Here is a 10,573-nt window from a genome sequence, read left to right as displayed (position 1 = left end):
GCCAGACCGCAAGGTGTTTTAACAAATCAAAAGGGGTTTTAATAACTGGCTCAAAGCTGAAAGCTTTCCGGAACCCCCAGCCTAGCTGGGGGTTTTCTGTGCACAAAAAAAGGCCCCTGTTGAAATTGCAGGGGCCTGGTACGAGCAAGCATCATATTGGGCGACATGATGCAACGGTAAAAATCATTTGGCCTGATGGCGTTCAATGATTCCTTTCATTTCAGCAACCGCCGCCCCGTCTACGACATAACGCGAATACTCGTCCGCGTGTGCATCTGATGACATGGACAATCCTTGATTACGATAACGCATCGGTGAGGCTTGCCACGCTCCCGCGGAGCTATGGACTTCCAGCACTCCGGCATCGAGGAAGTGGTGCAGGTTTTCCGCACGGACTCCTGCTCCGGCCATAATGATTGGAGCATCACGATGGGCAATAAGTTCCATAATTTTTGATAAACCTTGCAGTGCGTCTGATTTTTGCCCTGATGTCAGTACCCGGGCAATGCCCAATTCCGTAAGATTATTGAGTGTATTTAAAGGGTTAGCGCACATATCGAAGGCGCGATGAAAAGTCACTGCCAGCGGACCGGCAGCAGCCATTATTTTTTCCATTCGTGGCATATCGACATTCCCGTCAACATCGAGAACGCCCGTCACCAGTCCAGGAAAACCTAATTCGCGGACTGTGCGCACATCTTCAAGAATGGCGGCAAACTCACCGTCGCTGTAGCAAAAATCACCACCGCGTGGGCGGATAATCGGATGCACTGGGATCGTCACCCGCTGGCGCACGGATTTCAGTACCCCCAACGACGGCGTTAAGCCCCCCTCTTTTGGAGCTGCGCATAATTCAACTCTGTCAGCGCCGTTTTGCTGCGCCGTTAGCGCGCATTCCATGCTGTAACAGCAAATTTCCAGTAATGCCATTTTTGCTCCTTAGTTACGCCGACTGCTCGCTGGCAACGATCTCTTCAATGGACCACGGATGAAACTTAATGGTTGTTTTACCATCGGTGACCGCCAGCGTCGGATTCGGTAATCGTTCATGCTCACCTTTTGGCGAACTGGTTTTAACTGAGATCCCCGGCAGGCTGAGTCCTTCATCAGAAAGCAATGCCAGCGCACGGGCATTCAGCGTTTCTGGATCACCCGGCAGAACGATTTCAATATGTTCCCAACCTTCGTGCGGGTAACGTTTTTCCCCGGGCCACGGTAGCTCCACAATGGAAAACTGCCAGTGCGCAACCTGTACCGGTTCATGCAATTTAAACAGACAAATCGGTCTGCCATTGATCATATTTTCTGACAAAAGCTCGCCGCACTGTTCAAACCCGCGACGCCAGCGTTCAGCGGTGACGTTTTGATGGCAACGCAAGGAAATGTGATCGGCAGTCAGCGGAGTGATATCCAACCCCAGACGGCGGGAAAGTTCATCTAATGCGTGGGTAAATCGCGGTAAATCCGATGCAATATCCTGCAGCTCGTCGATAGATTGCCAGTTCGCCATAATCACTCTTCGTCTTTCATTAAAAGCGTTAATTTACCCTGTTGCCCTGCGCCAACCAACCGCTGATTTCACGCCGCTTCTGATGCAATAGTGAAAACGGCAATACGCCACGCGCACGTTGCTGACGAAAACAGCCATTTGCAGTATACTCCCGCCCTAATTTCTTTAACTGGTGCGGGCAATTTTTGCTCGCTTCATCAATGTAAGGTATTCCGGTGAATATTCAGGCTCTTCTCTCAGAAAAAGTCCGTCAGGCCATGATTGCGGCAGGCGCGCCTGCGGATTGCGAACCGCAGGTTCGTCAGTCAGCAAAAGTTCAGTTCGGCGACTATCAGGCTAACGGCATGATGGCAGTTGCTAAAAAACTGGGTATGGCACCGCGACAATTAGCAGAGCAGGTGCTGACTCATCTGGATCTTAACGGTATCGCCAGCAAAGTTGAGATCGCCGGTCCAGGCTTTATCAACATTTTCCTTGATCCGGCATTCCTGGCTGAACATGTTCAGCAGGCGCTGGCGTCCGATCGTCTCGGTGTTGCTACGCCAGAAAAACAAACCATTGTGGTTGACTACTCTGCGCCAAACGTGGCGAAAGAGATGCATGTCGGTCACCTGCGCTCTACCATTATTGGTGACGCAGCAGTTCGTACTCTGGAGTTCCTCGGTCACAAAGTGATTCGCGCAAACCACGTCGGCGACTGGGGCACTCAGTTCGGTATGCTGATCGCGTGGCTGGAAAAGCAGCAGCAGGAAAACGCCGGTGAAATGGAGCTGGCTGACCTTGAAGGTTTCTACCGCGATGCGAAAAAGCATTACGACGAAGATGAAGAGTTTGCCGAGCGTGCACGTAACTACGTGGTAAAACTGCAAAGCGGTGACGAATATTTCCGCGAGATGTGGCGCAAACTGGTCGACATCACCATGACGCAGAACCAGATCACCTACGATCGTCTGAACGTGACGCTGACCCGTGATGACGTGATGGGTGAAAGCCTCTACAACCCAATGCTGCCGGGTATCGTGGCGGACCTGAAAGCCAAAGGTCTGGCAGTAGAAAGTGAAGGCGCGACCGTTGTATTCCTTGATGAGTTCAAAAACAAGGAAGGCGAACCGATGGGCGTGATCATTCAGAAGAAAGATGGTGGCTATCTCTACACCACCACTGATATCGCCTGTGCGAAATATCGTTATGAAACACTGCATGCCGATCGCGTGCTGTATTACATCGACTCCCGTCAGCATCAACACCTGATGCAGGCGTGGGCTATCGTCCGCAAAGCAGGCTATGTACCGGAATCCGTACCGCTGGAACACCACATGTTCGGCATGATGCTGGGTAAAGACGGCAAACCGTTCAAAACCCGCGCGGGTGGTACAGTGAAACTGGCAGACCTGCTGGATGAAGCCCTGGAGCGTGCACGCCGTCTGGTGGCAGAAAAGAACCCGGATATGCCAGCCGACGAGCTGGAAAAACTGGCTAACGCGGTTGGTATTGGTGCGGTGAAATATGCGGATCTCTCCAAAAACCGCACCACGGACTACATCTTCGACTGGGACAACATGCTGGCGTTTGAGGGTAATACCGCGCCATACATGCAGTATGCTTACACGCGTGTATTATCCGTGTTCCGTAAAGCAGAAATTGACGAAGAGCAACTGGCTGCAGCTCCGGTAATCATCCGTGAAGATCGTGAAGCGCAACTGGCAGCTCGCCTGCTGCAGTTTGAAGAAACCCTCACTGTGGTTGCCCGTGAAGGCACGCCGCATGTGATGTGTGCTTACCTGTACGATCTGGCCGGTCTGTTCTCTGGCTTCTACGAGCACTGCCCGATCCTCAGCGCAGAAAACGAAGAAGTGCGTAACAGCCGTCTGAAACTGGCACAACTGACGGCGAAGACGCTGAAGCTGGGTCTGGATACGCTGGGTATTGAGACAGTAGAGCGTATGTAATCGCGTTATACGGCAACAGCCGATGTCATTGCAGACATCGGCTTTTTTATCATTAACGATAATTTACAATCACTTCATTCCGTTGAATCTTTAGCGGCGGAATTAACCGCCCACCGCCAGGCACTTCCCAGATAAAGCGCAACGGTTCTGCCGCCGGTATACCGGAAAAGGCCACGGTGGTTCCACTCTGCCCCTCTAATTCGACACAACGAGATTGTGAACACAAGCGAACCCGCAGTCCTGCAGGTGTCGGACCGATAAGCTGATAACGCCACGCCACCAGCGTCATCAATCCTGAAGCAGGTTGTCGCGTAGAAAGAGGCGCTGACGACATCGATTCACCGCGATGATTTAGCGTAACGCCCACGCTACTCGCCTGCCACATCCCCTCCCCGGCGGCTTGCACCAGCAGCGGAAACAATAATATTGCTAATAAGGCTCTCATTATTTGCCGCCAATCGTCGCCGTCATACGGATATGTCGGTTATCTGATAGTTCCAGATTCGACAGCACCACTAACTGCGGCAAGCTGCGGCGCAGGAAGCGAGACAATAATGGTCGCAGCGCGTGGTTCACCAACAGTACCGGCGGCGCACCCAACATCTCCTGACGGGATAGCGCTTCCTGAGTTTGCGCCAACAAGCGATCCGCCAGCCCTGGCTCCAGTCCCCCCCCGCCCTGCAATGCCTGTAGCAACAAACGTTCCAGCGGTGTATCGAGGCCAATAACATGGACTTCATCTTTGCCAGGAAACCACTGCTGGGTAATCGCCCGTCCCAACGCTACGCGCACGACGGCGGTTAATTCATGCGGATCGCTTTGGATGGGCGCATGTTCCGCCAGCGTTTCGAGAATGGTGCGCATATCGCGAATCGTCACTTTTTCATCGAGCAGATTTTGCAGCACTTTATGCAGTGTGGTAAGCGTGACGACGCCAGGAACGAGATCTTCCGTCAGCTTTGGCATCTCCTGGGCGACGCGATCCAGCAGCTGTTGCGCCTCCTGACGACCAAACAGCTCTGCGGCATGCTGGCTAATGAGGTGGTTAAGATGCGTTGCCACCACCGTGCTGGCCTCAACCACGGTGTACCCCTGAATCTGCGCCTGTTCTTTAAGCGCACTTTCAATCCAGATAGCATTCAGGCCAAATGCCGGATCAACGGTCGCTTCACCAGGTAATGTTCCGGCGGCAGTGCCTGGATTAATTGCCAGCCAGCGCCCCGGATAAGCATCACCACTCCCCATTTCGACACCTTTCATCAAGATACGATAGCGGGCTGGTTGCAAATCCATGTTATCGCGGATGTGCACCACTGGGGGTAGAAACCCCATCTCCTGAGCAAATTTCTTGCGAATACTGCGTATACGGCCCAACAACTCACCATCCTGCTGGAAATCGACCATCGGGATCAGTCGATAACCCACTTCCATTCCCAGAGAATCTTCCAGTTGTACATCGTTCCACGTCGCTTCGACAACGGTATTATTCTCTGCCATTTTTACCGGTTTTGGTTCAGCAGGCGCTTTTTGTTCACGTCCGCGGATCCACCAGGCCAGCCCCAGCAATCCGGCAGTGAACAGCAAAAATACCAGGTTCGGCATTCCAGGCACCAGGCCGAGTAAACCGAGCACGGCGGCGCTTAATAACATAACGCTTGGGTTACTGAAAAGCTGATTCACCATCTGCTCGCCAACATCCTGATCGGTGCTGACACGTGTAACGATGACCCCCGCGGCGGTAGAAATCACCAACGCCGGAATTTGTGCCACCAGACCGTCGCCAATGGTCAATAGCGTATAACTTTCCGCCGCGTGCCCCATGCTCATGCCATGTTGCAGCACACCGACCAGCAATCCGCCGACAACGTTAATGACCATGATGAGGATCCCGGCGATGGCATCGCCGCGGACAAACTTACTTGCCCCGTCCATCGAGCCGTAAAAATCGGCTTCCTGAGTCACTTCGGAGCGGCGTTTTTTCGCCTCATCTTCACCAATCAATCCGGCGTTAAGGTCGGCGTCAATCGCCATCTGCTTACCCGGCATACCATCGAGAACAAAGCGCGCACCCACTTCTGCGATACGCCCGGCACCTTTGGTAATGACCATAAAGTTGATGATCACGAGAATGACGAACACCACGATACCGATAGCGAAATTGCCACCAACGAGGAAGTGACCGAACGCTTCGACCACCTTTCCAGCCGCCGCCGCGCCGGTATGCCCTTCCATCAAAATGATACGGGTTGAAGCCACGTTAAGTGCCAGACGCAACAGCGTGGTAAACAACAGGATGGTCGGAAACGCAGCAAACTCGAGCGTGCGCTGGGTAAACATCGCCACCAGCAACACCATGATCGACAAGGCAATATTGAAGGTAAACAGCAGGTCGAGTATGAATGCGGGCAGAGGCAGTACCATCATCGACAAGATCAACAGGATCAAAATCGGTCCGGCAAGGATCTGCCATTGTGTCGATTTCAGGTTTGCAGGCAGGCGCAGCATCGCGGCCAGATTACTCATGGGTCGGTTTCTCGTTAATAAAATCCAGGGCTTCCGGCACCGGAAGATGAGTAGGTTGTACAGGGCGTTGTCCACCGGCCAGACGCCAGCGTTTCAGTTGCCAGACCCAGGCCAGCACTTCCGCCACCGCGGCGTACAGTTGACCCGGGATTTGTTGACCGATCTCCGCATGTCGATACAGCGCACGCGCCAGCGGCGGCGCTTCAAGCGTCGGGACGTTATTTTCAGCGCCAATTTCACGAATGCGCAGCGCGACCAGCCCTGCACCTTTAGCGACCACTTTCGGTGCGCTCATTTTGTTTTCGTCATACTGCAACGCTACCGAATAGTGGGTCGGGTTATTGACAATGACATCCGCTTTCGGCACATCGGCCATCATCCGACGCCGTGCGGCCGCTCGCTGCATCTGACGGATCCGCCCTTTAACATGGGGGTCGCCTTCGCTTTGTTTGAACTCATCACGAATATCCTGCCGTGACATTCGCAGCTTTTTCAGGTGGCTGAAGATTTGGAAAAAGACGTCAAATCCCACCATTGGAATGACACCAAGCACCACCAGCAGCGCGCATAGCCCTACCAGATCCATCGCATTACCCATGGCGGTAATCGGAGACTCGGCCATTAAGCGCATCATCTGCGGCCAGTGATGCCAGAGAAAAAACCCCGTCACGCTGCCAACCAGGATGGTTTTCAAAATTGCCTTAAGCAACTCCGCGCCAGTCTGTGCCGAGAACATCCGTTTAATGCCCGGTAGCGGGTTGAGTTTGGAAAACTTCGGCTGCAAGGATTTTCCGCTAAATACCAGCCCCCCCAGCATAACCGGAGAAATAATCGCCACCAGCACCACGCCGCTAATCAGCGGTAGCAGCGCCAGCATGGCTTCTCTGATCAGCAGAATAATCTGCCCGAGGATCAGATTCGGGTCATTGATAATACTGTGATCAAAATGCAGCCCTGCGGAGAGCATGCCCGACAATCGACGGGCCAGCGCCACACCGCCAAACCAGATAACACTAACGCCCACCAGCAAAATCAGCAGTGAAGTCAGTTCACGGGAACGCGGGATTTGCCCCTCTTCCCGCGCTTTTTCTAGTCGGTGAGGTGTGGGGGCTTCTGTTTTGTCGTCGCTCTCGTCAGACACGTCGCCAATCCTGGAAAGAGTATTAAGCGTAAATGATGCCAGAGCGCAAAGTGTTCAATGGTTTGAGTAAGGGGCAAAACAGGCGGGATTTAGGGCTTTTGCCACAGCACATCAGGCATGGTGACATGTTTGTCGGGTACGGCGTAAACGCCTTATCCAACCTTGAAGATCTGATGTGACGCGGCCACGTCACATCAGGCAATACAAATCAAAATCCAAGACTATCCAACAAATCGTCCACCTGATCCTGACTGGCTACCACACCGGCTTTGCTGGTATCGACCTGAGGTCCATTAAGCAAACTCTGGTTTTCACGTTTTGGACGCGACTCCTGTTCCGGGATGTTTTCCAACAGCACCATCAGCAACTGACGTTCGATCTCCTGAATGACATCCATCATCCGCTTAATGACCTGTCCGGTGAGATCCTGAAAATCCTGCGCCATCATGATTTCCAGCAGTTGCGCGTTAGTAAAGCTGGTATGTGCGGGGACATCTGCCAGAAATTGCCGCGTGTCTGTTACCAGTTCACGGGCGTCGGCAAGGTCAATCGGATCGGCAAACCAGTCATCCCAACGTTGGGTTAACGCTTTTGCTGATTTCTCCATTTGATCCTGATGCGGTTGTGACGCCTCAACACTGTTCAGCGCCCGCTCCGCAGCCTGGGCGGTCATCTGCACAACATAGTACAAACGATCGCGCGCATCGGGGATGGCTTCCGCTGCTTCGGCAATGGCCTGATCCAGCCCCAGTTCCCGCAAACTGTCGCGCAGCATACGCGTCAGGCTGCCGATGCGCGCAATGATATCGCCAGCTGAATGCTCGTCAGCAGGTTTGATTGATGGTTGCATCATAGTCGCATCCTCACATGCCCAGTTTCTCAAAGATTTTGTTGAGTTTTTCCTCCAGCGTCGCGGCGGTAAATGGCTTCACCACATAGCCACTGGCCCCCGCTTGCGCCGCAGCAATGATGTTCTCTTTCTTCGCTTCTGCAGTCACCATTAACACTGGCAATGCCGACATCGCGCCATCCGCACGAATCGTTTTCAGCAACTCCAGGCCATCCATATTGGGCATGTTCCAGTCGGAGATAACAAATCCATAACCGCCTGCCTGCAACTTATTGAGAGCATCGAGGCCATCTTCCGCTTCCTCAACATTATTGAATCCCAGCTCTTTCAGCAGGTTACGCACTATGCGTCGCATGGTGGAAAAGTCATCCACAACCAAAAATTTAAGTTCTTTATCCGCCATTTCACACTCCTGATTTAAATACGTATCGCCTGTCCGGCACTAATTTTTGCCAGCATTTGCTGACTTACCTGGCTAAGATCGACCACTTCGCAGACACCACCCATATTGATGGCCTCGCGCGGCATGCCGAACACCACGCAACTTGCTTCGTTTTGCGCAAGGGTCCATGCCCCCGCCTGACGCATCGCCAACATTCCCGCCGCGCCGTCGTTGCCCATACCGGTTAGGATCACCCCAACCGCATTACGCCCCGCCTGTTTGGCCACAGAATGGAACAACACATCAACCGATGGCCGATGGCGATTAACCGCCGGGCCATCGTGAATTTTGATTTGATAATTTGCGCCACTACGCGCCAGCTCCATATGCCGATCGCCCGGCGCGATATAGGCATGTCCCGGCAAGACGCGCTCTCCGTCTTCGGCTTCTTTAACTCCGATCTGGCAAAGCTTATTAAGTCTGTCGGCAAAAGAGCGGGTGAAACCGGGCGGCATATGCTGGGTAATTAACAGTGCCGGACTGGAAAGCGGCAACGGTTGCAGTACGTGACGAATTGCCTCAGTTCCACCCGTTGAAGCACCAATCGCAATCAGTTTTTCAGAACTCAACAACGGCCCCGTCTTCAGCGTTGTCGGAGCCGACAATGGCTTATGTGCTGCAAGGCTCGCCTTTGCTGCCGTACGCACCTTTTCAGCAATCATTTCGCTATACGCCAGCATTCCTTCGCGAATACCCAGTTGCGGTTTGGTGACAAAATCTATCGCCCCCAGCTCCAGCGCGCGCAGCGTGACTTCTGACCCTTTGCCGGTCAGGGAAGAAACCATCACAACGGGCATTGGACGCAAACGCATTAATTTTTCGAGGAAATCCAGTCCGTCCATCCGCGGCATTTCAACATCCAGCGTCAATACATCGGGATTGAATTTCTTAATCAAATCACGCGCAACCAGCGGATCAGGGGCGGTCGCCACCATTTCCATGTCGCTATGGCTGTTGATGATTTCTGTCATGATCTGGCGCATCAGTGCCGAATCATCGACAGATAACACCCTGATTTTGCTCATCGTTAATCCTTACTTAGCGCATACACCGTCTGACCACGCAGCGTGAAGCGGCGCTCAAGGTGGCTAAAGTTTTCAGAGTGACCCGCAAACAGCAATCCGTCGGGTTTAAGGAGCGGAACAAAGCGGCGCAAAATCTTCTGCTGGGTAGTTTGATCGAAGTAGATCATGACGTTACGACAGAAGATCGCATCAAACGGCCCCGGCACGGTGTACTGTTTCGCCAGTAAATTCAGCGGGGCAAAATCAACATAGTTCGCCAGCTCCTGACGCACGCGTACCAGCCCTTCATGCGGTCCCGTCCCTCGCATGAAATACCGTTGCAGTTGCTGCGGCGTCAGGTTTTTCAACTCTTCATGGCGATAAATACCGCTTCTGGCTTTTTCCAGCACTTCGGTGTCGATATCGCTGGCAAACACTTTCCAGCGTCCGGGCGCGGTGCCCAATGTATCAGCCAGCGTCATCGCTATGCTGTACGGCTCTTCGCCGGTTGAAGCCGCCGCGCTCCATACGCGATACTCGCCAGAACGGCGACGTGCGTGATCCGCGAGCAGAGGAAAATGGTGTGCCTCACGGAAAAATGCCGTCAGATTCGTGGTCAGCGAATTGATAAACGCCTGCCACTCACCGCTGTGCTGATTAGATTCCAGCAAGTTCAGGTAATGACCGAAATCCGCCAGTCCCAGCGCACGCAAACGACGAACCAGTCGGTTGTAAACCATGTCGTGTTTATGGTCAGCCAGAACGATCCCGGCTCGTTGATAGATCAATTGACTTATCCGCCGAAAATGCGCGTCGGAAAGCGCCAGGCGCTCGGTCATCTGTAACAATAAAGACGTTTGCCCACAGGGCAGAGATGAAGTCATAGCGCCTTCTCAATCACTTCAGGATACCACTGGCGCAATTTGTAACTGCGCCGACTCATGTCGTGCTACTTCATGTTCTTCAAGGGTAAATACCGCCACACGCGACGAAAGATGGTCGGCCTGATTCAGTCGTTGCAAATCGTCGCGAAATGCCCAAAAGACATGCCGTTACTGCCAATCTGCAAGATCCCGCAGAGAATCAAAATTAAAAACAGCGTGGTCGAAATTCGAATACGATTAAACATCAACGCTCCCCATCAGGCGGCAATG

At 53.1% G+C, this 10,573-nt stretch carries 10 protein-coding genes and 1 pseudogene; 1 reads left to right on the top strand and 10 read right to left on the bottom strand.

Going from position 1 to position 10,573, the window contains the following annotated elements:
* Positions 1-183: 183 nt before the first annotated feature.
* Together cutC and ACJHYO_RS15800 are read right to left on the bottom strand one after the other, a co-directional pair.
* Positions 184-930, bottom strand: coding sequence for a copper homeostasis protein CutC (gene cutC / locus ACJHYO_RS15805; protein WP_001185734.1), 747 nt, complete (start codon positions 928-930; stop codon positions 184-186).
* Between the two features lie 13 nt (positions 931-943).
* Positions 944-1,510: a VOC family protein gene (locus tag ACJHYO_RS15800; RefSeq protein WP_001304291.1), complete on the bottom strand. Its 567-nt coding sequence runs from the start codon at positions 1,508-1,510 to the stop codon at positions 944-946.
* A gap of 215 nt (positions 1,511-1,725) precedes the next feature.
* Between ACJHYO_RS15800 and argS the strand changes: the two genes are divergently transcribed.
* Entirely contained in the window at positions 1,726-3,459 is a 1,734-nt protein-coding gene (gene argS, locus ACJHYO_RS15795; RefSeq protein WP_001025322.1) for an arginine--tRNA ligase, read from the top strand.
* 52 nt (positions 3,460-3,511) lie between these two features.
* On the opposite strand, the gene flhe is transcribed toward argS, so the two are convergent.
* The 8 genes and pseudogenes from flhe to ACJHYO_RS15755 all read right to left on the bottom strand — a co-directional run.
* Positions 3,512-3,904, bottom strand: coding sequence for a flagellar protein FlhE (gene flhe / locus ACJHYO_RS15790; RefSeq protein WP_001202078.1), 393 nt, complete (start codon positions 3,902-3,904; stop codon positions 3,512-3,514).
* Positions 3,904-5,982 carry a flagellar biosynthesis protein FlhA gene (gene flhA / locus ACJHYO_RS15785; RefSeq protein WP_085455378.1) on the bottom strand — a complete coding sequence of 693 codons (2,079 nt, stop codon included), beginning with the start codon at positions 5,980-5,982 and terminating at the stop codon, positions 3,904-3,906. The genes flhe and flhA overlap by 1 nt, the downstream gene beginning before the upstream one ends.
* Positions 5,975-7,123, bottom strand: a complete 1,149-nt coding sequence (gene flhB / locus ACJHYO_RS15780) for a flagellar biosynthesis protein FlhB (protein WP_001278929.1) — start codon at positions 7,121-7,123, stop codon at positions 5,975-5,977. The genes flhA and flhB overlap by 8 nt, the downstream gene beginning before the upstream one ends.
* Before the next feature lie 208 nt (positions 7,124-7,331).
* Positions 7,332-7,976: a protein phosphatase CheZ gene (gene cheZ, locus ACJHYO_RS15775; protein ID WP_000983609.1), complete on the bottom strand. Its 645-nt coding sequence runs from the start codon at positions 7,974-7,976 to the stop codon at positions 7,332-7,334.
* Positions 7,977-7,986: 10 nt separating this feature from the next.
* Positions 7,987-8,376 carry a chemotaxis response regulator CheY gene (gene cheY, locus ACJHYO_RS15770; protein ID WP_000763860.1) on the bottom strand — a complete coding sequence of 130 codons (390 nt, stop codon included), beginning with the start codon at positions 8,374-8,376 and terminating at the stop codon, positions 7,987-7,989.
* A gap of 14 nt (positions 8,377-8,390) precedes the next feature.
* The gene (gene cheB / locus ACJHYO_RS15765; protein WP_085455379.1) at positions 8,391-9,440 is read right to left on the bottom strand and encodes a protein-glutamate methylesterase/protein glutamine deamidase; all 1,050 of its coding nucleotides are present in this window, start codon (positions 9,438-9,440) and stop codon (positions 8,391-8,393) included.
* A gap of 2 nt (positions 9,441-9,442) precedes the next feature.
* The gene (cheR, locus tag ACJHYO_RS15760; protein WP_410232508.1) at positions 9,443-10,303 is read right to left on the bottom strand and encodes a protein-glutamate O-methyltransferase CheR; all 861 of its coding nucleotides are present in this window, start codon (positions 10,301-10,303) and stop codon (positions 9,443-9,445) included.
* A gap of 93 nt (positions 10,304-10,396) precedes the next feature.
* Positions 10,397-10,548, bottom strand: a pseudogene (locus ACJHYO_RS15755) (Tar ligand binding domain-containing protein); the annotation flags it as partial.
* Positions 10,549-10,573: the final 25 nt, after the last annotated feature.

The sequence above is a fragment of the Escherichia sp. WS1118 genome (assembly GCF_046487695.1).
Classification (GTDB): Bacteria; Pseudomonadota; Gammaproteobacteria; order Enterobacterales; family Enterobacteriaceae; genus Escherichia; species Escherichia coli.
This window is presented reverse-complemented; position numbering and strand designations above follow the sequence as displayed.